Source organism: Deltaproteobacteria bacterium (genome assembly GCA_016210005.1).
GTDB lineage: Bacteria > Desulfobacterota > Binatia > HRBIN30 > JACQVA1 > JACQVA1.
In genome coordinates, this window is the sequence record JACQVA010000058.1 from 1 (window position 1) to 23,396 (window position 23,396).

24 protein-coding genes, 1 tRNA gene and 1 pseudogene are annotated in these 23,396 nt (G+C 65.5%); 13 read left to right on the plus strand and 13 right to left on the minus strand.

Going from position 1 to position 23,396, the window contains the following annotated elements; genetic code table 11:
- Positions 1-264 precede the first annotated feature (264 nt).
- The 8 genes from HY699_06180 (at position 265) to HY699_06215 (ending at position 7,015) form a co-directional block, all read left to right on the plus strand.
- On the plus strand, positions 265-1,566 hold the full coding sequence (locus HY699_06180; GenBank protein ID MBI4515388.1) for an NAD(P)/FAD-dependent oxidoreductase: 1,302 nt from the start codon (positions 265-267) through the stop codon (positions 1,564-1,566).
- Between the two features lie 196 nt (positions 1,567-1,762).
- Complete coding sequence (locus HY699_06185) at positions 1,763-2,710, plus strand: sigma-70 family RNA polymerase sigma factor (GenBank protein ID MBI4515389.1); 948 nt, start codon at positions 1,763-1,765, stop codon at positions 2,708-2,710.
- Positions 2,711-2,790: 80 nt separating this feature from the next.
- The gene (locus HY699_06190) at positions 2,791-3,264 is read left to right on the plus strand and encodes a thioredoxin family protein (protein ID MBI4515390.1); all 474 of its coding nucleotides are present in this window, start codon (positions 2,791-2,793) and stop codon (positions 3,262-3,264) included.
- A gap of 75 nt (positions 3,265-3,339) precedes the next feature.
- Entirely contained in the window at positions 3,340-4,545 is a 1,206-nt protein-coding gene (locus tag HY699_06195) for an acyl-CoA dehydrogenase family protein (GenBank protein ID MBI4515391.1), read from the plus strand.
- Positions 4,546-4,661: 116 nt separating this feature from the next.
- Entirely contained in the window at positions 4,662-4,871 is a 210-nt protein-coding gene (locus HY699_06200; protein MBI4515392.1) for a type II toxin-antitoxin system HicA family toxin, read from the plus strand.
- The gene (locus HY699_06205; protein MBI4515393.1) at positions 4,864-5,103 is read left to right on the plus strand and encodes a type II toxin-antitoxin system HicB family antitoxin; all 240 of its coding nucleotides are present in this window, start codon (positions 4,864-4,866) and stop codon (positions 5,101-5,103) included. Before HY699_06200 ends, HY699_06205 begins: the two co-directional genes overlap by 8 nt.
- Before the next feature lie 115 nt (positions 5,104-5,218).
- Positions 5,219-5,824, plus strand: coding sequence for a glutathione S-transferase family protein (locus HY699_06210; GenBank protein ID MBI4515394.1), 606 nt, complete (start codon positions 5,219-5,221; stop codon positions 5,822-5,824).
- 69 nt (positions 5,825-5,893) lie between these two features.
- Entirely contained in the window at positions 5,894-7,015 is a 1,122-nt protein-coding gene (locus tag HY699_06215) for a metallophosphoesterase (GenBank protein MBI4515395.1), read from the plus strand.
- A 153-nt stretch (positions 7,016-7,168) separates the two neighbouring features.
- On the opposite strand, the gene HY699_06220 is transcribed toward HY699_06215, so the two are convergent.
- Entirely contained in the window at positions 7,169-7,645 is a 477-nt protein-coding gene (locus HY699_06220; GenBank protein ID MBI4515396.1) for a hypothetical protein, read from the minus strand.
- On the opposite strand from HY699_06220, the gene HY699_06225 reads away from it, so the two are divergent.
- Positions 7,602-8,420 carry a LamG domain-containing protein gene (locus tag HY699_06225; protein ID MBI4515397.1) on the plus strand — a complete coding sequence of 273 codons (819 nt, stop codon included), beginning with the start codon at positions 7,602-7,604 and terminating at the stop codon, positions 8,418-8,420. The genes HY699_06220 and HY699_06225 overlap by 44 nt on opposite strands.
- Before the next feature lie 80 nt (positions 8,421-8,500).
- Here HY699_06225 and HY699_06230 read toward each other — a convergent pair whose 3' ends face one another.
- The 11 genes and pseudogenes from HY699_06230 to ptsP form a co-directional block, all read right to left on the minus strand.
- Positions 8,501-9,028 (minus strand): DUF4340 domain-containing protein, encoded by a 528-nt coding sequence (locus HY699_06230; GenBank protein ID MBI4515398.1) that lies wholly within the window; start codon positions 9,026-9,028, stop codon positions 8,501-8,503.
- Positions 9,025-10,428: a GldG family protein gene (locus HY699_06235; GenBank protein ID MBI4515399.1), complete on the minus strand. Its 1,404-nt coding sequence runs from the start codon at positions 10,426-10,428 to the stop codon at positions 9,025-9,027. Before HY699_06235 ends, HY699_06230 begins: the two co-directional genes overlap by 4 nt.
- 7 nt (positions 10,429-10,435) lie before the next feature.
- Positions 10,436-11,185, minus strand: coding sequence for an ABC transporter permease subunit (locus HY699_06240; protein ID MBI4515400.1), 750 nt, complete (start codon positions 11,183-11,185; stop codon positions 10,436-10,438).
- Positions 11,182-12,150: pseudogene (locus tag HY699_06245) on the minus strand (ABC transporter ATP-binding protein). Before HY699_06245 ends, HY699_06240 begins: the two are co-directional and overlap by 4 nt.
- A 98-nt stretch (positions 12,151-12,248) precedes the next feature.
- On the minus strand, positions 12,249-12,512 hold the full coding sequence (locus HY699_06250) for a hypothetical protein (GenBank protein MBI4515401.1): 264 nt from the start codon (positions 12,510-12,512) through the stop codon (positions 12,249-12,251).
- A gap of 34 nt (positions 12,513-12,546) precedes the next feature.
- Complete coding sequence (locus tag HY699_06255) at positions 12,547-12,732, minus strand: hypothetical protein (protein ID MBI4515402.1); 186 nt, start codon at positions 12,730-12,732, stop codon at positions 12,547-12,549.
- An 11-nt stretch (positions 12,733-12,743) separates the two neighbouring features.
- Positions 12,744-15,437: an MMPL family transporter gene (locus HY699_06260; GenBank protein ID MBI4515403.1), complete on the minus strand. Its 2,694-nt coding sequence runs from the start codon at positions 15,435-15,437 to the stop codon at positions 12,744-12,746.
- 44 nt (positions 15,438-15,481) lie between these two features.
- Positions 15,482-16,534, minus strand: a complete 1,053-nt coding sequence (locus HY699_06265; GenBank protein MBI4515404.1) for a hypothetical protein — start codon at positions 16,532-16,534, stop codon at positions 15,482-15,484.
- A gap of 101 nt (positions 16,535-16,635) precedes the next feature.
- On the minus strand, positions 16,636-17,094 hold the full coding sequence (locus HY699_06270) for a hypothetical protein (GenBank protein MBI4515405.1): 459 nt from the start codon (positions 17,092-17,094) through the stop codon (positions 16,636-16,638).
- Between the two features lie 26 nt (positions 17,095-17,120).
- Positions 17,121-17,585 carry a hypothetical protein gene (locus HY699_06275; GenBank protein ID MBI4515406.1) on the minus strand — a complete coding sequence of 155 codons (465 nt, stop codon included), beginning with the start codon at positions 17,583-17,585 and terminating at the stop codon, positions 17,121-17,123.
- A 110-nt stretch (positions 17,586-17,695) separates the two neighbouring features.
- Positions 17,696-20,116: a phosphoenolpyruvate--protein phosphotransferase gene (gene ptsP / locus HY699_06280; protein MBI4515407.1), complete on the minus strand. Its 2,421-nt coding sequence runs from the start codon at positions 20,114-20,116 to the stop codon at positions 17,696-17,698.
- A gap of 231 nt (positions 20,117-20,347) precedes the next feature.
- Here ptsP and HY699_06285 point away from each other — a divergent pair, with 231 nt between their 5' ends.
- Positions 20,348-21,277: a histone deacetylase gene (locus HY699_06285; GenBank protein ID MBI4515408.1), complete on the plus strand. Its 930-nt coding sequence runs from the start codon at positions 20,348-20,350 to the stop codon at positions 21,275-21,277.
- Positions 21,277-22,068: a hypothetical protein gene (locus HY699_06290; protein MBI4515409.1), complete on the plus strand. Its 792-nt coding sequence runs from the start codon at positions 21,277-21,279 to the stop codon at positions 22,066-22,068. Before HY699_06285 ends, HY699_06290 begins: the two co-directional genes overlap by 1 nt.
- Before the next feature lie 6 nt (positions 22,069-22,074).
- Here HY699_06290 and HY699_06295 read toward each other — a convergent pair whose 3' ends face one another.
- Entirely contained in the window at positions 22,075-22,809 is a 735-nt protein-coding gene (locus HY699_06295) for a hypothetical protein (GenBank protein ID MBI4515410.1), read from the minus strand.
- Between the two features lie 129 nt (positions 22,810-22,938).
- On the opposite strand from HY699_06295, the gene HY699_06300 reads away from it, so the two are divergent.
- Both HY699_06300 and HY699_06305 read left to right on the plus strand, forming a co-directional pair.
- Positions 22,939-23,012, plus strand: a tRNA-Arg gene (locus tag HY699_06300).
- 184 nt (positions 23,013-23,196) lie between these two features.
- The coding region (locus HY699_06305; protein ID MBI4515411.1) for a GIY-YIG nuclease family protein at positions 23,197-23,396 on the plus strand (200 nt) is incomplete at its 3' end.

The window sequence follows — 23,396 nt, forward strand, 5'->3', positions numbered from 1 at the left end:
ATGTACAGCGTGCCGTTCCGTTTGCTGGCCAGGATGTAAACGCAGAACTGCTTGTCCATAGCGCCAAACGCCAAACTGGATTCCCGCTTTCGCGGGAATGACGGCCTTTCGCGGGAATGACGGCCATAACACCGAACCACGTTACCCACGAATTTGTCGCGCACTCCCGGTTGGCACCCGCGTGTGAAAGAAGCGCTCATTCCCGGTGAGCGGTGTAACCTTTGCACCCGGCGAAACGTGATATGGGCAAGGAGGGTCAACCGCATGGCAAAGACGGAGAATACCGAGGTGATTGTTGTCGGCGGCGGATTGGCCGGGTTGACCGCCGCCGCCTACCTGGCCCGAGCGGGGAGGGCGGTGACGGTGTTCGAGAGGTCCAACGCGCTCGGGGGGCGGGCGGCTACCCACGTCAAGGACCAGTTCTCGCTCAACTTGGGCCCGCACGCGCTCTATCGTGGCGGAGCCGGCATCCGAATACTGCGCGAATTGGGGGTGCCGTTCGATGGTGGTAGCCCGAGTGTCTCGGGTGGCTACGCGGTGGACAAGGGCAGAGTGCACACCCTTCCCGGAGGCCTGCTGTCGCTGCTGACTACCGGGTTGTTGCCCGTCGGCGGGAAGATCGAGCTCGCCCGGGTGCTCGGCTCGCTGCAGAAGATCAACACCGACACCATTCAGCGGACAAGCGTGCGCCAGTGGCTCGACAGCACGATCCGGCATCCGCAGACCCGCAGCGTGGTGCAAGCACTGACACGACTGAGCAGCTACGCCAACGAACCCGAGCGCCAGAGCGCCGGCACGGCCGTGGCACAAGTCCAAATCGCGCTTGCGCGCAGTGTCATGTATCCCAACGGCGGCTGGCAGGTACTGGTGGACGGCCTGCGCCGCATCGCCGAGGCGGCTGGGGTGCGTATCTGTGGCGGCAGCCGGGTGGTTGCGGTCGAGCACGACGACGCTGCGCGAGGCGTGCGCTTGGCCGATGGTACCAGCCATCGTGCCACGGCTGTGATCGTGGCGCTGGGCGCGAGCGAGGCTGCGGGCCTGCTCTCGGACAGCCCGGTCGGCCGCTGGGCCGCGGCGGCGGTTCCGGTTAAAGCTGCGTGCCTGGACGTGGCGCTGCGGCGGGTTCCGCGGCCGGCTGCTAGTTTCGCCCTCGGTATTGATCGGCCGCTGTACTTCTCGATCCACTCCGCGGTCGCGAAGCTGGCACCGGCGCCCGGCGCGGTGATGCACGCGGCCAAGTACCTTAGTTCCGAACCCAGTGATCCGAAATCCGACGAACAGGAATTGGAGCAGCTGCTGGATCTCGTACAGCCAGGCTGGCGCTCCGAGGTGGTGGAGCGACGCTTTCTCCCCAACATGGTGGCGTGCTCGGCGCTGGCAACCGCGGAGATGGGCGGGATCGGTGGCCGCCCGGGTGTGGAAGTTCCGGAAATTCGCAATCTCTACGTCGCCGGCGATTGGGTGGGGTCACAGGGCTGGCTAGCCGACGGCAGCTTGGCCAGCGCCAAGCGAGCCGCGCAGTTAGCGATAGCGGGCGCCGCTGGTGCAGGTGCTCTGGCTGCCTGACGCCGGCGTGTGCTACGGGAAAGCGATGCGCGCGCGTCCGCGACGTGGAGCCTTCAGTCGTGAATCTTGTCAGGGACTGCCAGAGATGCCCAAACGACAGCAGGCGAGTTTCAGGTCAGCGGATGGAAATCAAGGTGCCGGCTTCACTTCCGCTTACGCTGTGGTCCGGCGGTGAGACGGGCAGGGCAGGGACGCGGTGATTGCACCGGCATTTGACGGCGCGTTTCGCGCCCACGAGCGCTTCCTCTGGGGCCTCTGCTACCGGCTGACGGGCAGCGCCGCCGATGCCGATGACCTGGTGCAAGAGACCTTCGTGCGGGCGATCGAGCGCCCGCCGCTCGGGCCGCAAGAGTCCTGGCGCGGCTGGCTGGTGCAGGTGGCGATGAACCTCGGCCGTGATCTGCTGCGGCGGCGCCGCCGGCAGGCGTATGTCGGGCCGTGGCTGCCCGCGCCGATCGAAACCGCCGAGGATGAGCCGCCCGCCTTCGAGCTCCCGCTTGACGGCACCATGACCACCGAAGGCCGCTACGATCTGCTCGAAAGCGTATCTTTCGCCTTCCTGCTCGCGCTGGAGGCACTGACGCCGCAGCAACGGGCAGTGCTGTTGCTGCGCGACGTCTTCGACTACAGCGTGCGTGAGACCGCGGCCGCACTGGCCATCTCCGAGCCCTGCGTGAAGACCACCCATCATCGTGCCCGGCGGGTCTTGCGCGACTACGACCGGGAGCGGCAAGTGCCCACCCGTGCGCTGCAAGAGCAAACCCGGCAGGTGCTGGTGCAGTTCATGGCGGCGGTGGCGAACGGCGACGTCGCCGCGGTCGAGGCGCTGCTGGCGCAGTCGGTGCGCTGTGTCAGCGACGGGGCGGGCGAGTACTTCACCGGCAAGATTCCGATCATTGGCCCCGCGCGAGTGGCCCGCTTCAACGTCAAACTCGGCCAGCGCCGGCTGCACGGCGCCCGCTTCGAGCTGCGCATGATCAATGGCCTGCCGGCAATGGTGGGTGAGTTCAGCGGCGGGCGCCCGGGTGAACCGCCGCGCCTGGTGATGCGCTGCGATCTCGATCGCGACGGCCGCATCGGCGCGCTGCAGTTTGTCGTCGCCACGCGCAAGCTGAGCGCCGTCCGCTTTCCGCTGCCGGGCTGAGCCGACGCCAAGGAACCGAGACGGCATTGTCCGTGGCCGCGCCGCTTGATAACAAGAGGCCCGCCTGGAGGACGAAGCGAATGGCTGCGATCGGACAAGTACTGCGTGCGGGAATTGCCGCCGTCGTGTTGGCGTTGCTGGCGCTCACGCCGGCCTGGGCCGGTGGCGACTGGAATGACGGGCAAGTCCAGTGGCAGCCCTACGCCGAGGGCTTGCAGTTGGCGAAGAAGACCAAGAAGCCCATTTGCCTCGTCTTCTACACCGACTGGTGCCCGCACTGTAACAATTACAGCGGCGTGTTCCACGACCCCAAGGTGGTCGCCAAGTCAAATCAATTTGTGATGATTCGTCTCAACAGCGATGAGAACAAAGAGCTGGGCCAGCAGTACGCCGGCGACGGCCAGTACATCCCGCGCACGTTCTTCCTCTCGCCCGAAGGCAAGCTCGAGCCCGCGATCGCGCTGGCACGCGATCGCTTCAAGTACTTCTATGACGAAAAGAACCCGGCCTCGCTCTTGGATGGAATGGACGAGGCGCTGAAGAAGTTGCGCTGACCGGGACGAAACCGCGCGGAGCTTACCGGTTATTGTCGTCGAAGCGATTGCCGAGCACGCCACAAGGAGGAGACGATGGATTTCTCGCTGCCGCCTGAGATCGAGCAGCTGTGCGACAACGTGCGCGCGTTCATGGACGAGCACGTCTACCCGCTCGAGCGCCAGCATCACAGCTGGGTCATGGAAGTGGGCGGGCCGGCATATCCGCCCTGGGTCAAGGCCATCCAGGCCAAGGCCAAGGCGGCGGGGTATTGGGCCTTCCATCTGCCCAAGGAAGCCGGCGGGGCCGGCCTGCCGTTCATGTACTACGTCTTCGTCAACGAAATCCTCGGCCGCAGCCCGATCGCACCGTTGTGCTTCGGCTCGCAAGCGCCGGACTCGGGCAACGCCGAGATCCTGTGGAAGTTCGGCAGCGAGGAGCAGAAGCAGCGCTGGCTCAAGCCGCTGGTCAACGGCGACATCCGCAGCTGCTTCTCGATGACCGAGCCCGAGGTCGCCGGTTCCGATCCGCGCTTGCTGCGCACCACCGCCAAGCGCGAAGGTGACCACTACGTCATCAATGGTCACAAGTGGTTCACCAGCGGCGGGCACGGGGCGTCGTTCGCGATCGTGATGGCGATGACCAACCCGGAGCAGGAGAACCCCTACCTGCGCTTCAGCCAGATCATCGTGCCCACCGATACGCCCGGGTTCAAGATCGCGCGCGGTGTGCCGGTGATGGGCGACTACGACAACCATCACGCCGAGATCTGGTACGAGGACTGCCGCGTGCCGATCACCAACCGCCTCGGCGGTGAAGGCACCGGCTTCGTGATTGCGCAGGAACGGCTTGGACCCGGCCGCATCCACCATTGCATGCGCTGGCTGGGCGTGGCGCAGCGCGCCTTCGAGCTCATGTGTCAGTACGCCACCCAGCGCGAGATGTTCGGCAGCACGCTGTCACGCAAGGCCAACATCCAGGATTGGATCGCCGAGGCGCGCGCCGACATCCAAGCGGCGCGGCTGATGACGTTGCACGCGGCGTGGAAGATCGACACCGCCGGCGCCAGCGGCGCGCGCGAGGAGATTTCGCTGATCAAGTTCTTCGGTGCCAAGGTGCTGCACAGCGTTGTTGATAAGGCCATCCAGGTCTACGGCGCCGCCGGCGTCACCGAAGACCATCCCCTGGCCATGTTCTACCGCCACGCCCGCTTCGCCCGCATCTACGATGGGCCGGACGAAGTCCACAAGATGGTGGTGGCGCGCAGGATTCTGGCGCAGTACGAGGGGAAGAAGCGGTAGGGTCATCATCGTGGCGCGGATTTGTGCTGGGGTTTTTGGGGCTATTCAGAAACGGCCCGTCGCTACCAAACGGCCCCGGGCTCCATTATGCTTCAAGCCGGGATGGGTGAGGCCGGATGAAGTTCAGCGAGTTGGTAAGGCTGCTCGAGCAGAACGGCTTCAGTCTCGTGCGGGAGAAGGGATCAATCCGCTATTACGGTAAGCACGGTGTGCGGAGGCTGATCCGTGTCGATTACCACGGCGCGAAGGAAGTGCCGAGCGGGACCTGCAATGCGATACTGAAGGCCGCCGAACTGAAGCCACGCCAGGAGGGCGGAGATGATTGACTTGAAGTACTCGTTGGTGATCGAAGCGACCGAGGACCCCAGCTTCTTTGGCTTCTACTCACCGGACCTGGAAGGGTTCACGGGAGTCGGCCACTCGGTGGAGGATTGCTTGTACAAGGCGAGGTGGGGCATCGAGGAACATGTTTCGATGCTGCGAGAAACCGGCCTGCCTGTGCCGAAGCCCAATCCGCATCCGACGATCATGATCCAGAACGAGAGGCGCGCGGCGTAGCGCGATCTCGCCGGCTTCGCTCGCATCCACACCGCCAGGCGCACCGGTTGTCGCGCAGCTCATCCCGGCGCAGTACGAGGGGAAGAAGCAGCGGTAGGAAGACGAGGAGGTTCTGATGATCAAGCTGTATCACGGCCCGCGCACCCGCTCGGTGCGCATCTACTGGCTGCTCGAAGAGTTGGGGTTGCCGTACGAACTGGTGACGGTACCGTTCGTGGCACCGCTGCCGCCGGCCAAGCCGTTCAGTCAAGCGACGCCAGCTGGAAAGTTCCCGACGCTCGAAGACGGCGAGGTGACGATGTTCGAGTCGGGGGCCATTCTCGAATACGTGATCGAGCGCTATGGCCAGGGCCGCTTGGCGCCGGCGCCGGGCACGCCGCAGCGTGCCGCCTTCTTGCAATGGGTGCACTTTTCCGAAGCCACCGCGTTTCCGCCGCTCGGCAACATTGCGTGGCACATGTTCCGGCAAGACGCGGACAGCATACCGGCGGCGATGGCCGATTACCGCACGTGGGCGGTGGCCGCCTTGGACGTGCTCGAAAAGGCACTGGCCGGAAGGCAGTATCTGCTCGGCCCCGACTTCTCCGCCGCCGACATCATGGTGGGCTACACCGTGCAGTGCGCCAAGTGGTTCGGCCTGCTCAGCGATGACTATCGAAACCTGACGGCGTACCTCGCCCGCCTCACCGCCCGCCCGGCGTTTCAGAAGGCGTTGAGCTGACGCTGCCAAGACTGGCGTGCTGGCGTCTCGGTTTGACCGCGCCTCGGCGCTGCCGTAAGGATTCCGCCCGTGTCCACCTTCGCGCTCATTTCCGACCCTCACGTCAGCGTGCCCAACCCCGATACCGGCTTCATGGCGCCGCAGATCCCTGGCGAGCCCACGATGTATGACCGCAGCGTCGAGCTGCTGGAGACGGCGATCGCGGAGATCAACGCGCTGCCCGAGGTTGACTTCGTGCTGGTGGCCGGAGACCTCACCAAGGACTCGGAGCCGTACAACCACGACCAGGCGCGCCAGCTGTTCAGCCGATTTCGCAAGCCGGTCTTCTGTGTCTCGGGCAACCACGATCAACCGCGCCCGGCGAAGCTACGCCCGCCGGCTTATCTCGACCCCGACGTGACCGGCGTGCCGACCCGCGAGCTGCCCCGCCTCTATGGCGACTTCGGATTCAAGAACCCCCAGCGGACGGCCTACAGCTGCAACCCGACGCCCGATGTGCACCTGATCGGCCTCTGCTCCGCTAAACTGGACGATGATTGTGGCTACATCGCGCCCGAAGTGCTGGCCTGGCTCGACACGGATCTCTCGACGCAACGTGATCCGGCCCGCGAAACGATTGTGATGCTGCATCACAGCATCATCGAACATGTCCCCGCTGAAGCGGTGAACCCGACCTTCTCTTGGTTTCACGTCGAAAACGCCCCCGAGCTCAAGGCAATTCTGCGCAAGCACGGCGTGCGCATCACGCTGACGGGCCATTTGCACATCCAGGACGTGAAGGAGGAGGCCGGGCTCTATAACATCGTGACCGCCTCGGTGGCCGGATATCCGCACGCCTATCGCATCATGACCCTGCGCAATGGCGTGATGGAGGTTCGCAGCCGCCGGCTGGATTCGATCCCGTCACAGCCGGATCTCCAGGGTTTCTCACGGGACTACACCGCCGACGCCTTCGTCAGCGCCATCCGTTCTGCGCTGATGGCAGCACCGTTCGATTACCCGCGCTCGCAGGCGGATGCCGCCGCCCACAAATTGCGCGACTGGTGGCCGTCGGTGGCGGACGGGGACGAGCAGTTCGCTTACACCGCCGAGGAGTTAGGGGACGCCGCGCTTGCCGCGTACGTCAATTCGTTTAGTGACCGCCCGCCGGCGGATAACGATCTGACCATTGAACTTTCGCGCCGCTCATGAGTTGAATGTGACCGCGGTTTTGACCGGATCGTCGCCGTCCGAAACGTCACCAGGGTGAGAGGCGGCGCCAGGATTTGGCTGGTGCACGCTTTGCGCTGCACCATGCAAGGTGCCGGATCGCATCTTTCTCGTTCCCTTGGTGCTTGCTGCCAGTTAGACTTGTGACGTGATCAGGAGCCTCTCCACAGCACTGGTACTGTTGCTGATCGCGGTCACCGTAGTGGACGGCGGCCGTGCGCTCGGTAGTGACGTCGCGACTGTGAGGATCGCAAGCGAGGCCGAAACATCCCTGGCCAGCTTCACGCCCTCGAACACGCCAACGCCGACGCGAACGCGCCGGCCCACCAGTACGAGAACGCCCACCATAACGCCGACACGCACCCACACGCGGCGCCCTACCGCGACCCGGACGCGGACGGCCACCCGCCGCCCGTCGAGTACGCGCACCCCGACCGTCACCGCCACCGCGACGCGCCGAGCCACGCGAACGCGCACGCCCACCCCCACCCTGACGCTGCCTCCGACGGCGACACCGACAGCGACCAACACGAGGCGGCCGACCGCCACCCGCACGCGTACGAACACGCTGACACCGACTCGGACAGCGACGCCGCCCGTGTCCACGCCCACGACTGGCCTGGGCTTCTCGTTGCGCTTCTACGGTAACGGCGCGAACGACATCGATCGCGTCAAGATCAAGCTCGAAGCCCCGGCACGGCCGATCGACGTGGATGGGAACTTCACGCTTGAGTGGTTGATGAAAGCGCTGCTGGTAGAGAACGGCGGCGACTGCGGTGAGGGCGACGACAACTGGATCACCGGCAACGTCATGTTCGATCGTGACGTCTACGGTAGCGGCGACATCGGCGATTTCGGGGTCGCGTTGTGCGCCGGCCGCGTTGCCTTCGGAGTCAATCGCTTGGGCAACGGGACCGGCATTCGGGGGGCGACCGTGGTTACAGACGGCTCTTGGCATCACGTCGCGGTGACGCGCAATACCACCTCCGGTAACGTGCGTATCTGGGTCGACGGTCGCCTCGATGGCGACGGGAGCGGGCCTACCGGGGGCATCGGCTACCGGGATGGACGCTCGACCTCGTGGCCGAACTCGGATCCCTACCTCGTGATTGGCGCCGAGAAGCACGATGCCGGTGCGGCGTACCCGTCGTACAGCGGTTGGATCGACGAGGTGCGCGTGACGAACGTCATCCGGTACACCGCCGCGTTCACTGCGCCGGCCCCACCGTTCGTGACCGACGCCAATACCGTGGCGCTGTACCATTTCGATGAAGGCAGCGGCGCGACTGTCACCGACGCATCGGGAGCCGCCGGCGGTCCGAGCACCGGCGCGCTGCGTTTCGGCGGCGCGCCGGCCGGCCCGCAGTGGTCGAGCGACGTTCCCTAGCCTTCGGCCGCGTCCGCGTGAACCATAGCTACGGCCGCGGTTCGGCCTTCGCCCGAGCACCGGATACGCCTGTGCGCGAATCAGCCCGGGCCCGCTCCCTGGGCGATCAGTTCTTGGTAGTAGATGACGTTGAGCCCGAGCAGCACGATGCGGGCGGCGCCTTCGACGCGGCCGTAGACCGCGGTCTGCGCCGGGTTACGCTCTCCCAGCGCCACCGCCACCCTGCGGCCGTCACTGCCGGTTAGAATCACGCGCGCCTGCGGCGGCTCGAGACCGAAAGCGGCGGCACCCTGACCGCTTTCGTCGACGACCTCGACCTCGGGCACCTCGGTTAGCTGATCCAGCAAGGCAGCAATCAGGTCTGACGGAATCCGCGAGCCGGCCGGCCGCTGCACCCGCCAGCGCGCGCCCTCACGCACGCACTCCACCGTCACCGAGCCGTGCTCGATCGTCACCGCCCGCACGTCGTCTTTGGCCAGCGCCAAGAACGCCTGGCGTGCGGCCGGCGCCTGCGGCACCGGCTCCTGCGAGCGCGGCTCGGTCGCTAGATAGTAGGCGGCCAGCACGGCGAACAGCAGCATGTAGGCCCAGGCGCGCCACGCCGTCATCCGGTGAACCTCCGCCGCAAAAAGACAACCAGCCCAAGCGCCAGAAACAGCGCCGGCTGTACCAGCGTACCGAGCCACAGCGCCAGGCTTCCTTGGCGCGCGCTCACGAACATCTGATTGACGCCGGGCAGCTGTTGCTGTGGGCGCACGCCCACAAGTTGTTCTTCGTGCGCCAGCCAGTTCACGGCGTTGACCAAGAGGTCCTTGTTGCCGAGGTACTCGATGAAAAAGTTGTTGGCGAAGTCCGAATCACCGATCACCAGCAGGCGGCCGGGCGCGACCCCTGGCACCGCCGGCAACACGACACTGACGGCCACGGGGACCGGACCGCGCTGGTCGCGCCCGGGGCTGAAGGCGGTTGTTCCACTGCGCAGCGCTTCGCGGTCGGCGCTGCGCCAACTGGCGGGGCTGGTCTCGAGCACGATGGCGCCGATGAAGCGGCTGTCGGGATCGGCAAGAAATTCCACCGGCCGGGCCTGAGCGAACAGCGGGGGAGCTTTGAGCGCCGCGCTCACCGGCTGGCGCGGCGACAGGCCGGGGATTGCCATGGTGAGTACGTCGCCGGCAAACAGGCGGCTCTCGGTGTCAGCCACCACGCCCTCGCCGGCAGCGATGTGATAGGTGCGCAGCAACGCCGCCAGGCCGGGCGCCTGTTCGGGGTCGAGCAACACCAGCACCCCACCGCCGCGTTCGAGGTAGTCGCCGATGGCGAGCAACTCCGCCGCCAACAGATCGGTGCGCGGCCCGGCGATGACCAGCACCGCGGCATCGCCGGGTACACCGGCGCCGGTCAACAAGCTGATCTGCTCGACTTCGTAGAATTCGTTCATCAGCGCCGCCCGGGCACTGCTCATGCCGCGCCGGCGGTCGTTGTCGGTAATGCTGCGTTCGCCGTGGCCGGTGACGGCATAGACGCGCTTCTTCTCCGAACGGGTCACCTGCAAGATCGCGCCGATTAGCAGCGGTTCACTGGGGTTGGTAAACGCCTTGCGCCGGCCCCCGCTCTCGACCACCAAGGCGCCGTCGGCGTTGACCCCAAACTGTCGGGCCGCCAGAGGATTGCGATTTATATCCACCACCCGATAAGACACGCGCGCTGACACCGAGCGCACACGCCAGAGCAGGTCCTCGATCTCGCGGTTGCGGGTGTCCTGCGAGCGCAGGAAAGCGGTGAGGCTGACGTCGTGCTGGAGGTTATGCAGGACCTGGAGCGAATGCTCGGCCAGGGTGTAGGCCTTGTCCGGCGTCAAGTCGAGCCGCAGCGGGTGGCGGGTGCTGATCGCCACCGCCATCGCCATTGCCCCCGCCAGACCCACCGTGCCGACGGCCAGTAGCAACCAGTGACGCCAGGCCCCTTTCATGCCGATACCGCCCCTGCCGCCGTGATTCCGCTTGGGCACCGGCGCCTCAGCCGCGCCAGGTGCGCGACTCGAGCACGCGCAGGGTCAGGAAGTTGAAGAAGGCGATGAAACAGACGAAATAGAGCACGTCGCGAAGATCGATCACCCCGCGCACAAAGGTCTCGAAGTGATCGAACATCGACAACTGCGCCAGCACCCGCAGCACGGGTGGGCTGCTGGCGGCTTCGTTCCAGGTCAACGCCCAGAACATCAGCAGAATGCCGAGGGTGGCAATGGCGGCGACCACCTGGTTTTCGGTCAGGGCCGAGATGAACAAGCCGCAGGCGATGAAGCTCAAGCCGAGAAACAACAGGCCCAAGTAGCCGCTGAGAAGCGGCGCCCAGGGCAACGGCTGCAGCGCCAAGAGGTAGGCCGGATAGCCCAGGGTGCCGATCAGCAACACCAGCAGAACCGCGGCGCAAGCACTGTACTTGGCCCCGAGGATGGTGCGGTCGCGCAACGGATAGGTGAGCAGCAGCTCGATGGTGCCGAGCTTCTTCTCTTCGGCGAACAGCCGCATGGTCAATAGCGGCATCACCAGCAGCAGCACCATCGACATCGAGTAGGGCGCCCCGGCCAAGAAGGCGAGCCAGAAGTTGCCGAGGATGTTGAGGCCGAAGCCGTACTCGACGAAATAGATCAGCCAGGTGTAAAAGAAGAAGCCGCACAGACAAAAGAACACCGCCGCCATTACGTAGAACAGCGGCGAGGTAAAATACGAACGCAGCTCCTTGCGAAACAGGGCCAGGAAGCTCACAACGTGCCCGCCGTCCCTTCGCCGCCCGGCTCGTCCTCGCTGGTGACCAAGCGCACGAACAGATCTTCCAGCGTCAGCGGCAGCGGGCGGACTTCGAGTAGGCCCCAGCCTTGTCCCACGATCGCTGCGGCCAGAGCCTTGCGCACGCGGTCGCCCTGGCCGCCGGAGTGAATGACCAGGCTGGCTGCGCCGCCGTCTTGATTGGTGAGTTCGACCGACTCGACCCCCGGAAGCGCCCGCAACGCGGCGCACACTTGCGCCGGCGGTCCTTCCACCTTGACCAACGTCCGTTCGCTGCCGGCCACGCGGCGCGACAAGTTGGCCGCCGTGTCCTGCGCCACCACGTGTCCGCGATCGAGTATGACCACGCGATCGCAGGTGGTGCTGACCTCGGGCAGGATGTGGGTGCTGAGCAGCACCGTGGTGCGGCCGCGCAGGCCGCCGATGAGCGAGCGGATCTCGATGATCTGGCGCGGGTCCAAGCCGACGGTGGGCTCATCGAGAATCAGCACCGCCGGCTCGTGGAGCAAAGCCTGCGCTAGCCCGACTCGTTGGCGGTAGCCCTTCGAGAGCTAGCCGATCAGGCGGCCGGCAACCTCCGTCAGCCCGCAGTCGCGCATCACCGCGGCCACGCGCGCGCGCCCATGGCGTCCAAGGCGGCGGACCTCGGCGCAAAACCGCAGGAACGCCTCCACCCGCATGTCGGGGTAAAGCGCGGTGCTCTCGGGCAGATAGCCGATCTGCTGGCGCAGCTCGAGTGCTTGCGCCGTCACGTCCAGCCCGGCCACCTGAGCCGCGCCGGCGCTGGGTGGAAAGAAGCCAGTGAGAATACGCATGATGGTAGTCTTGCCTGAGCCATTGGGCCCCAGCAGGCCGATGATCTCGCCGCGAGCAACGTGGAACGAGACGTCATTCACCGCACGCGTGGCGCCGAAGTGTTTGCTAAGGTGCTCGACCTCGATCATCGCGGCCACTGAGCGTCAACTCGATTCCCGCGAGCGATGGTAGGCGAAGCTTCCCAGGCAGTCAATTAAGCGCAGAACCGGCACCTCCCAGCCCACCATCACCACAGCTGTGCAACGATCGTCAGCCAACCACCGAGCGCCAGGCCCCAAAGGAGATCCTTTTGGAGGTTGGCCTCGGGGCCACGGCTGTATTCCGTCACCACCGCGCGCACCGAGAAGAGCAAGGAGACCACAGCCAGTGCCCAGGCAATACCCGGCACCGGTTCATCGCCGCGCGCTGCCGCCACTAGCCGCGAGAGGTTGAACAGCATCGGCAAGCCGCCGGCGATGGCGGCCACGCGCAACAGCCGCAGCGCGCTCATTCAACCAAGAAAGCCAATAATTTCGGCGCGGCGCTCATTCGTCGACGACCTTGGCCGACTTCGCCAGCCGCAGCAGCTCCTTGGAGTGTTCGTCGCCGGAGGCGGCCTGGCGCTCCCACTTGTGCTGTCGCCACGGCTTCAAGACATACTCGTCCAGGAAGATCACCAGGAAACTGAAGCCGAGCACGATCGCCACCGAACTCCACATGCCGAGTTCCATGATTCTCCCTCTTACGCTGTCTGCTGGTGTAGATGGGTCTTGGCCACCGCGTGCTTGGCTTCCTTCATAATGAAGCGCGGCTTCAGGAGCACGATCAGCACCGGCATCATCGTCTGCGAGCCGACGTAACTGATCCCCATCCAGATCGCCAGCAGCAGGCCCATCTCGGCGTTGAAGCGGATGTTGGAGGAGATCCAGAACGCGGTGCTGATGATCATGGTCACTGCGGTGAAGGTAACCGCCTTGCCCGAGGTCACCAAAGCCTGGCGCACCGACTCCTCGAGATCGCCGCGGACGCGGATTTCCTCAATCGTGCGGCTGACGATGTAGAGGCCGTAGTCGATGCCGAAGCCCAGGCCGACGGTGACCAGCGGCAGAGTGTGAATGTTGACGCCGATGTTGTTCACCGCCATGTAAGCGTTGACCATGATGTTCGACAAGAACAGCGGCGCCAGCAGGTAGAAACCGGCGGCGAAGGAGCGGTAGGTGAACAGCATGATCGTCCACATGGTGCAGAAGCCGAGGAGGTTCATCAGTGCATCGTTGCGCACCAGCTCTTCGTTGGCCGCCGCCAGCACGCCGATGAGGCCACCGGCCAACTTGAAGACCGCCTTCCACGGCACCGCCACGGTGGTCTCGGTCAGGCTGCCGCCCCGGCGCAGGTGAACGTCCACCAGGCTGATGCTGGCGGTCTCCTTGACCAGCGCGGCGCGGAAGCTCTCCAGGTTGCCGACCGGCGAGCGGCCGATCTTGACGATGCGGTCGCCGCTGCGAAATGGTCCTTCGCCCTTCTGAGCGGCGCTCTCAGAGACGATCCACGACGGCCCCGCCTTCTCCCACGCCGGATCGGGGAATACCTTCTTGATCACGACTTCCTCGCCCTCTTGCGCCACCTCGATGCCGAGGTCGCGCATTTGTGTGGCGTAGATGAAGTCCTTGCTGCGTTGGATGATGCGGCGGATGTTGTCGCCCTTGTGGTCCTTGCAGAAGAAGGTGACGTGGGCGGTGGTGTAACTGGGATCGACGTACTTGGCGGTCTCGGTGGGTGGCGAACCCGAGAAGTAGATGAAGAAGAGGCCACCGACGTCGACCCAGTTGTTGGGGATGACGCCCCATTTCGGCTCGAGCTCGTGGAACACCATGTTGACCGCCCGAATGATGTCGGCGAGCGAGAAGCTGTAACCGACGCCAGGGTCGCGTTCGAGCCGGCGCTGGAACTTCTCCATGGTGCGCAGCGTGTGCGGATCCTTCATGGCGTCGCGGTCGAGCCCTTCGGCAACGACGATGAGGGGCTCGACACCGCCGAACTTGTCTTGAATTGCCTTGTGCGAGACGTTGTACTCCGACTCGATCCACAGCAGCGGCGACGCCGAGGTCGGATCACCGATGGTTAGCCCGCGGAGGAAGTAGATCGCCACCAGCCCGGCGCCGATCCAGCCGGTCATCGTCACCCAGCGCCCGCGCCTGGTCAGCAGCGCGTTGACGAAGCGCTCGATGGCGCGGCGAAAGCCGCCGCGTTCGCGCAGCACGACCAGCTCGGGCTCGGGCGCCTTGAGGTAGAAGTAGACGATGGGATTGAGCAGCATCTCGGAGATGGTGATCGCCAGGATCCACCACGAGGCGGTAATCGCCAGCTTCTGCAGCATGATCACCGGCACTAGCAAAATCACCAGGACGCCGAAGGCGTCGGTGGAGATGCCCGAGAAGGTCGGCACAAAGAGCTCGGCGAATGCCGCCACAATCGCGCGCCGCTTGTTCCAACCGCACTTCTCGAATTCCTCGTAGTAGCGGTCGTGCATCTGGATGGCGTGGCTGACGGCCCGGGCGGTGATCAGGAACGGCATCACCAGCATGAGCGGATCGAGCGCCAGGCCGATCACTTGGATGAAGCCGAGGCCCCAGAAGGCGGCGATCAGGCCGGTGATCGTCGGCCGCAGCGCTCCGCGCCAGTCGTGGAAGTACATCCAGCGCAGCACCCACTCGATGCAGTAGGTGATCACCAGAATGAAGAACACGTCGCCGGCGTAATGGTAGACCCAGCCGTAGAGCCGCGGCTCACCGGCGACGAAGACCTCGGTGTTGTCGTCGACGAACGGCTCGACGACGTTGGCGTTGACTTCCTTGAAGATGCGCTTGTAGTCGAGCCGGCCTTCGATGAAGTTGGCGCGGATGAGCGCGGCCTTGTCGTCGATCGAGACCAGCAAGCCGTAGATGTTCTCGGCGTTGTGGACGACGCGCCGAATGCTGGCCGACTCCTCGTCGCTCTTGACCTTCTCGAGCATGACCGGCTGGGCGCGCATGGTGCCGCCGGCCGCCACCTTGAGGTAGCGCACGGTGCGGTGGGCAATGGAGTCGATCTGGTTGTGGTTGACGCCGTACACCTTGTCGAGGCCTTCGGTCATCTCCCAGATCTTGTTGAGCGTCTTCGGGTTGAAGATGTTGCCGTCCTTGACCTGCAACATCACCATGATGTTGTTGGCGCCGCCGAAGGTGCCCGAGAAGCGGTTGTGGATCTTCACATACGGGTGAGTTTGCGGCAGCAGCTCGCCGAAGCTGGTCACCAGGCTGAGCTGAAAGCTCCAGTAGGCGAACAGCGCGGTGACCAGCACGACGATGATGGACACGGGGTGCCGGTAGTCGATCAGCTTGTCGCCTAGCCAGTACAGTAGGCGTTTATCCTCTGGAACTTCGTAGTTGATCGCCATGAACTCCCCCTTACGGTGCCGACACTTTGGCGGTACGCATCGTCTTAGCCGAGTGCGGGCAGCCAGGTCTGGCCGCCGTCCTGAGTATGCAAGATCAGGCCGTAGCCGCCGACGATCCAGCCGTTGTCGGGCGTGACGAAGTCGACCCCGCGCAGCCAAGTGGCGACTTCCATGCCGAGTTGGGCACGCTGCCATTCGCTGGCCCCCGCCAGGCGCCGCACCACTTCACCGGCCGCGCCGACCGCCCAGACGCTGCCGTCACCCACCGGATAGGCACGAAAGAGCGGATCGACGATGGGGAACTCCAGCTGCATCGGCTCGAAGCGCCAGGTGGCGCCGCCGTCAACCGTGCGGGCAATCTTGCCGTCGAGGCCGGCGACATACCCCTCCCGGCGGTTGATGAAATGAACGGCAAAGAAGGTCGGGATGTCGAGCACGTCGAAAACGCCGTGTCCCAGTAAGCTCTCCTGCTGCTCGGTGAAGGTCGCTCCACCGTCGCGGGAGTGGTAGATCTTGCCGAACTCGCCGACCAACCAGCCGTATTGGGCATCGATGAACTGGACGTCGTAGAGCACCGGGTCCTGCGCGGTGATCTCCTGCTCTGCCGTCAGCCCAGTCTGTGTGAGTTTGCGAATCGCCCAGTTCTGGCCGCCGTCGCTGGTTTCCAGCATGGTGGCGCGATCGCCGACGGCGAAGCCGCGCTGGCGATCGAGGAAGGACAGGCCGAAGAGGTACACCAGTGTTCCGGTATCCTGGCGCTGCCAGCTTTTGCCGCCGTCGGTGGTATGGAGCATCAAGCCGTCCTGGCCGGAAATCCAGCCGGTGTCTTCATCGACGAACTGCACGGAGTACAGCCCGCGGTCGGTGCCGCTGGGGAGGATCGTCCACGAGCGCCCGCCGTTTTCGGTGGCCAGGATCTTGCCGCCATAACCCACCACGATGGCGCGCTCGGTAGTCAGTGCCTCCACGTCGTAGAATTTGTCCGCCATGGAGATCTTGTGCTCGGCAAGCGGCACGTCTTCAACTGCGGCATGACAACCCGCCCCGGCGGCGGCGGCCATGGCGAGCAGCACCTGCACAGGCCAACGACAGCGCATGAACCCTCCTCAAACAAAAAACTGCGGCTGGCAGCCGGCCCGGGTGCGGTGTCGGCCCGCGCCCGGTGCGGGCCGCCCTTATCGACTCCCGCCCCGAAGTGTCAAGGCGTTCCCGGCTTTGATTGCTGGGGGAACCACTTGGGAATATCGGCTTTCTCGACGATTTGCTGCTGATTGATCTTCCAGCGCCCGTCCTCCCGGATCAGCGTATAGAGTTCCTGTTCCTCGACTCCCAGTTGGTTGAGGAACTTGTCCTGGGAGCTGAGCAGGTTGGGCACCAGCGCTTTATCGCCCGCGATCTTGCCGGGATAGACGGTGAACTCGAAGATCTTGGCTTCCGCGGCCTGCATCATCCACTGTTGCTCCTTCGCCCACTCATCGCGGCCCTTGTCTTGGGCCATGGCTTTCGACACGTACGGATACGCCTCGGTGAACTTGCCCGCCTTGAGTGCCGTCAGGTAGCGGGTGACGGTCTCTTCCGGGCTCACATCCTGCGCTCGCGCCAGGCCGGCCACGGCCAGCACCAAGACGGCCGCCAGCTTGCGCCACTGGCAGTGCACAATCAACCTCCTTGCCGCCGTCATTCTCAGCCCCGGCGCAACGTCAGCGCCACCACGACGACCTGCAACACGATCAGCACCGCGATCAACGCCCCCGAGCTGAAGCGGAAGTTCTCGAAGCTGCCGCTGACGCTCTGAATGTCCTTGCTGAGCTGGGCGATGTCGCCCTTGAGCCCGCTGCTCTCCACGTACAGCCCGCGCACTTCCTCTCGCATACCCTTGAGCTGCTCGTTGAGCTGCTCGCGCTCGCTTTGCGCCGCCTCGCGCGTTTGGCGGATCTCTTCGCGCAGCTCACCGACATGCGTGTCCATCTGGCGCAGCTGCTCACGCAGCGAACCGACCTCGGCTGCCAGCGAATGCTGCGCCTCCGCGAGCGCCGCCAGGCGCTTGCTCACCTCCGCTGCTTTGGGCTCGGCCGCCAGGGCTGTACCACTGGCGAACCAGAGCAGACCGAGCCACAGCCCCCAGAGCCCTCTCCGCCCGTATTGCACCACGCATCTCCTTCCCGGGCGCCGCCGCGGGCGCCACCCGTCTCTCTATGACGAACCGCCGCGCTTTGTCCAGATGCAGCAGGCTGGCGGCGGGGTCTCGTGCCGGTGACTCAGTGATACATGTCCATGAAGTCGATCACGCCCAGGGCCCGCATTCCCTCGAACAGGCAGCCTTTGATCTCTTTGACCGTCTCCAGGCGGAGCAGCTCGGCGGCCAGTTGGCGGGCGCGGGTCAGTTCCACCGAACGAATCAGGCGTTTGATCACCGGGATGAAGAACGGGCCCATGCTGAGGCCATCGAGCCCCATCCCCATCAGGATCAGGCTGCAGGCCGGATCGGCCGCCATCTCGCCGCAGATCGTTACCCGCTTGCCCGCCGCCCTGGCCGCCACGACGGTGTCGGCGATGGCGCGCAAGACCGCCGGATGCAACGGCTCGTAGAGTGGCGCAACCCGCGGGTTGTTGCGATCGACCGCCAGCAGGTACTGGATCAAGTCATTGGTGCCGATGCTGAAGAAATCGACTTCCTGGCTGAGCTCCGGCGCCAAGCGCACCGCCGACGGCACTTCGATCATGATGCCCAGCGGCAGCTCGGCGTTGAAGGCGTGGCCCTCGCGGTGAAGATCCTCTTGCGCCTGCGCCAGCAGCTCCTTGATCCGGCGGATTTCCTCCAACCCCGAAATCATCGGAAACAAGATGCGCACGTCGCCGTAGGCGCTGGCCCGCAAGATCGCCCGCAGCTGGGCCGAAAACAGCTCGGGCATCTCGAGTGATATGCGGATCGAACGCCAACCCAGAAACGGGTTCTCCTCGCGCGGCAGGCGCAGGTACGAGGGGTACTTGTCCGCACCCATATCGAGCGTACGAATCGCGATCGGCCGCCCCTCCAGCCGCTGGAGCATCATGCGATAGAGATCGAGCTGTTCGTCCTCGGTGAGGAAATCCCGGTGCGACATGAAGGGGAACTCGGTGCGGTAGAGCCCGACACCCTCGGCGCCGTGATGCATGGCGAGCACCAGGTCGCCGAGTAGCCCGACGTTAGCGGTCAGGCTAACGCGATGCCCGTCGCGGGTTTCCGCCGGCAGCTCGCGCAGCGTCTCCAGCTCGCGGTTGAAGGCGCGGTATTCCCGGCCCAGGCGTTCGTACTCGCGCAAGACGTCCGGCGCCGGACTGATGTAGACAATGCCGGCATTGCCATCGACGATCAGCTGGTCACCCTCGTGGACCGCGTCTTCGAGGTGCTCCACGCCCACCACGGTCGGGATTTCTAGCGACTTGGCCAAGATCGAGGCATGCGAGGTGACGCCGCCGGTGGCCAGCACGATGCCGCGTAAGCCCTGCTGCTCCATCATCGGCAGATCCGACAGCGTCAACTCGCGCGCCACCAGCACGAAGGCGGCGGCGGCTGACGGGGTGGTGCGCTCGCTGACCCCGAGGAGGTTGCGCAGCAAGCGCTGGCCGACGTCTTTTAGGTCGAAGAGCCGGTCGCGCATGTAGGGGTCGGCGATGCGCTCGAACTCTGCGATCATCTGCCCGAGCACCTGTTCGAGGGCATGTTCGGCGCTGGCCTCGCCGCGGATGAGCGCCTCCACCCGTCCGACGAAGTTCGGATCACCGAGCATAAGGCGCTGGGCTTCGAACATTGCCGCATCGATCTCAGGCAGCGTAGCGCGCACGCGATGCGCCAGCCGGCCGATCTCTTCCACCGAGCGCTCGACGGCGCTCTGCCAGCGCGCCAGCTCGCGTTTGGCCGAGCCGCGGCGCTGGCGTTGCACGCCCGCGAAACTCACCTGCGGCTTGAGCAAATGGGCGCGGCCGATGCCGAAACCCGGCGAGGCGCCCAACCCCGGTAGCCGCCCGAGCGCCGCCGCGGCCGCTGGCCGCGGGCGCCCGTGCTCGCGCTCATAGGCTTGCAAGCGCTGGGTCACCTCGAGCATGCGGTCATGCGCCGAGCGCCGCTCCTCTTCCTTGCTGCGCAGGCTCTCTTGCAGCTGCGCGCGCACCAGCAAGCCGCCGATCGGCGCGCTGATCGCCTTGAGCAAGCGGATCTGATCGCGGGTGAAGCGACGCCGCCGCGAGGTCTGTACCACCAGCACCCCCAGCGGCTCGCGCTTGTCGACCACCGGAACGCCGAGAAAGGAATGATAACGCTCCTCACCGGTCTCGGGGAAATACTTGTAACGCGGATGGGCCAGGGCATCGACCGCCATCACCGGCTCCAGCTTCTCGACGGCGTAGCCGGTGAGGCCTTCGTCAACCCGCATGCTGACCTTGCCGACCGACTGCGGGTCGAGCCCCTTGGTAGCTGCCAGCACCAAGAGCTTGCGCGCAACGTCGTAAACGTAGAGTGAACACACCTCCATATCCAGGCGCTCGGCCAGCAACTCGACGATCTCCCGCAATGAGGCGCGTACGTCGTGGGCGTGGGCAATGATCGTGGCGACGTCCTCCAACAACATCAGCCCCCAACTCCGCCCACTCGGGCGCCGTGGCGGCCGCGCCGCCCGTAGGTTTTCCTTGCCTCCGGCCATGGTTCGATTCCGCGCGCCGCTTATATACCAGCACTGCCGGCGCAACAATGCAGAACCGCGAGCGGCGGCGTTTAAGCTAGCCCGGCATCCAGTTCCCACGCGCCGTGGGCGCTTTAGGCGCGCCGGCAAGAAAAGCGCTCGCGGCATTCCCGCCGCTGGGAAGGCAGGCGGCGCCGGCCGGCGCGCTGGGGCGGGCGGCGCGCTGGCACAGTCGTTGTTCCCCGTGAAAGCGTGGTCAACGACACCCGCCCATACACGCGGCTGTTCTATCGCGACGAGTACGTCTACGACGTGTTGGAGGCCGGTGTCCGCCACACCTTCGATACGAGCAAGCCGCGGCGCATTCGCGATGCACTGGTAGCCGCCGGGGTGGCACTGCCGGCGGACTTCGTTGCGCCGGCCGCGGTGGCCGAAGATGAACTGCGGCTGGTTCACACCGCCGACTACCTCGCCGAGATCCGGCGGCCGCAGGTGCTGGCGCGCCTGCTGTTTCTCGATCCCGCGCACCCGTGGGACGAGCGCCTGCTACACCCGTTCTTGTTTGCCGCCGGCGGCACCGTCGCCGCTGCCCGCTGGGCCGCCACGCAACGCGGGATCGGCGTCAATCTCGGTGGCGGCTTCCATCACGCGCAAGTGGACAAGGCGGAGGGGTTTTGCGCCATTGCCGACGTGGCGATTGCCATTCGGCTGTTGCAGCGCAGTCACCAGGTGCGGCGCGTGTTGATTGTCGATCTCGACTACCACCACGGCAACGGCAACGCCGAGATCTTCTCGCGCGACGAGGAGGTGTTCACGTTCTCGTTACACGCCGGCAACTGGTGCTGGATCGCCAAGCGCTACAACCGCGACGTTGAGCTGCCGGAGCGGACCTCGGACGCCGCCTACCTCGAGGCGCTGCAGGCACACCTGCCGGAAATCGTGCGCGAGTTCCAGCCTGATTTCGCCGTCTACATCGCCGGTAGCGATCCTTTCATCGAGGATGAACTCGGCGATTTCGCAGTCAGCGAGGCGGGCATGCTGGTGCGCGACCAGCTCGTCACCAACCAGCTGTGGGGCCGGGGCATCGCGATGGTGGTAGTGACCGCGGGCGGGTACGGCGAAAGCAGTTGGCGCATCCACTTCAACTATTTCCGCTGGCTACTGAGCGGCGCTGTGCAGTGATGGACAAGGTGCTCGGACACTTCGACGCGCCGGCGATTCGCGCCCTGCTCGACGAGGCGGGGGTATTGGCCGCTTTGGCCGAACGAGGCTTTGGCGGCCTGGACGTGGACATCGAGAGCGGCGGCCGGGCGCTGCCGCACATCGTCGTGTGGGGTGAGAAGATCGGCCAGCGCTGCGTACTGCTCGATGCTTGCGTCGGCGAGGCGGTGGTGCGGCCGAGCTTCTTTGCGCGCGCCGGCTACCAGATGGAGCGGCCGATGGAACTCGCCGTTGTCCACTGGGTGCGCGAGGAGGACCCGACGGCGGCATTCGTGCCCGACCGGCCGCCGTTGCCACTGCAGCGTCATCCCGGCTTGGGGGTACTGCGGCGGGCTTTTCGCGTCCTGGTGCGGATGGCCAACGACCTGCATAAGGACGGCGTCGCCAACGTCCCCAAGTTCTTCCATGATGCCGTGATCTTTCTGCACTCGCGGATGTTCCTGTTCCTCGATGGCGGCGAGCAGGGCCGCTTCGAGGCCTTGCAGCGCGACCTGCGGCCGCTGGCGCTGGGCGACGCCTCGGTGGCGTTGGCGGGGCGCTGCGTGCGCGACGGGTTCGGGGGCCTGGTAGAGTGGATGCCCGGTTATCAGGTCTTTCCGCTGTCGGCGCCGCTGACCGCGTATTTCCATTCGGGCCGGTACGCCGCCGAGGTGGCGGAGGCGTTGCACGCCGAGCGCTTTAGCTACGACGGCGTCGCGGTGGCGCGTATCTGTGCCGCGCTGCGGGCTCCGCCGGCCGCGTTGGTGGCCTGAAGCCGATCATGATGCGGCAAAGAACGAGGCGAAGAAGCGATCGAGGCTGCGTTGGGCAGCCTGCATCATCCGTTGCATCGCGAGCAGCCTGACCAGCGCGCTCGGATGGCGCGTCAGGTAGGCAGCCAAGGCTAGCGGTCTGACCGCGCCGGTGTCGGGGGCGATGAAGGCGGCGGCCGAGTCGACGTCGGAGTCGGCGGCGTCGAGGATCGCACGCACGGAGACGAAGGCGATGCCGGCGGCAGCCGCAGCAGCGGCGATGGCCGCGCCTTCCATCTCGACCGCCACCGCGCCGCTGTGCGCCGCTGCCTGCTTGGCTGCAACGGTGGCGAGTGCATACGGGCTGCACAGCACGGGCGCAAGAATGGGGCGCAGCGCGGCGCGCTCGGCCGCCTGTCGGGCGGCGGCGCCGGCCTCGCCATCGGCGGCGAATTGCCCACGGTCGCCAATCACGGAAGTAGCGATGACCACGTCGCCCGGGCGCAGCGCGGGCGACAGCGCGCCGGCGCAGCCGGTTGACAAGAAGAGATCGAACGCTGCCGCCGCCGCCGTTGCTTGTGCCGCCGCCGCGGCCCGTTCGATCCCGATTCCGGTCTTGATCACCCACAGCTCGCGCTCAGCCGTGCCCGCACGCCAGGTAGGGAAAGTCCCCAGGCGGCCACGACTGACGCGACGAAGGTGCTTCAGTACAGGCTGACACTCCCAGCGCAAGGCGGCGAAAACGGCGATGCGTTGCACCACGTTTGCGTAGATTGCCTGAGCGCCCGAGTCAATCGCGACCGGCGCACGGCATGGAACGTCGGCCCGAAAGACCGGCTTGCGCACTCAGCCGGCGCATGTTACTGCAAGATCGATTCAGCCATCCGGTACGCGCCCTTAGCTCAGCTGGATAGAGCGTCTGACTACGAATCAGAAGGTCGGCTGTTCAAGTCAGCCAGGGCGCGCTCTTCTTTCCCCCACTCAGGCGGCGCGGCCTCGTTGAACGGCGCCGCGCATGGTCTTGTCGGCCCCCGGAGCCGTACGGCTGGATCACGTCCCGGATCGCCAGCAGAGCCAGATGTCAGGCCGGCTCTCCAGCTGTCGCCCGGGGGGTGCGCGACAAATTTGTGGGTAACGTGGTTCGGTGTTCTGGCCGTCATTCCCCTTCAAGGACGTGCCAACGGGTCCGACATTGTGGTGACCTCACAGCTGGCAACGCGGGTGTGGCAGCATGAGAGCAAGGTAGTGGAGGGTTTTTCGGCCAAGTACGGCGTTGACAAGCTGGTCTACTACGAAGCGCACGGCTGCGCAGAGACCGCAATCGTGCGGGAGAAGCAGCTGAAGAAGCG

Bases quoted from the DNA above. Each gene is read 5' to 3' on its own strand.
- HY699_06180 (MBI4515388.1), top strand. From the start codon at position 265: ATGGCAAAGACGGAGAATACCGAGGTGATTGTTGTCGGCGGCGGATTG.
- HY699_06190 (MBI4515390.1), top strand. From the start codon at position 2,791: ATGGCTGCGATCGGACAAGTACTGCGTGCGGGAATTGCCGCCGTCGTG.
- HY699_06195 (MBI4515391.1), top strand. From the start codon at position 3,340: ATGGATTTCTCGCTGCCGCCTGAGATCGAGCAGCTGTGCGACAACGTG.
- HY699_06200 (MBI4515392.1), top strand. From the start codon at position 4,662: ATGAAGTTCAGCGAGTTGGTAAGGCTGCTCGAGCAGAACGGCTTCAGT.
- HY699_06205 (MBI4515393.1), top strand. From the start codon at position 4,864: ATGATTGACTTGAAGTACTCGTTGGTGATCGAAGCGACCGAGGACCCC.
- HY699_06210 (MBI4515394.1), top strand. From the start codon at position 5,219: ATGATCAAGCTGTATCACGGCCCGCGCACCCGCTCGGTGCGCATCTAC.
- HY699_06230 (MBI4515398.1), bottom strand. From the start codon at position 9,028: ATGACGGCGTGGCGCGCCTGGGCCTACATGCTGCTGTTCGCCGTGCTG.
- HY699_06250 (MBI4515401.1), bottom strand. From the start codon at position 12,512: ATGAGCGCGCTGCGGCTGTTGCGCGTGGCCGCCATCGCCGGCGGCTTG.
- HY699_06255 (MBI4515402.1), bottom strand. From the start codon at position 12,732: ATGGAACTCGGCATGTGGAGTTCGGTGGCGATCGTGCTCGGCTTCAGT.
- HY699_06260 (MBI4515403.1), bottom strand. From the start codon at position 15,437: ATGGCGATCAACTACGAAGTTCCAGAGGATAAACGCCTACTGTACTGG.
- HY699_06265 (MBI4515404.1), bottom strand. From the start codon at position 16,534: ATGCGCTGTCGTTGGCCTGTGCAGGTGCTGCTCGCCATGGCCGCCGCC.
- ptsP (MBI4515407.1), bottom strand. From the start codon at position 20,116: ATGGCCGGAGGCAAGGAAAACCTACGGGCGGCGCGGCCGCCACGGCGC.
- HY699_06290 (MBI4515409.1), top strand. From the start codon at position 21,277: ATGGACAAGGTGCTCGGACACTTCGACGCGCCGGCGATTCGCGCCCTG.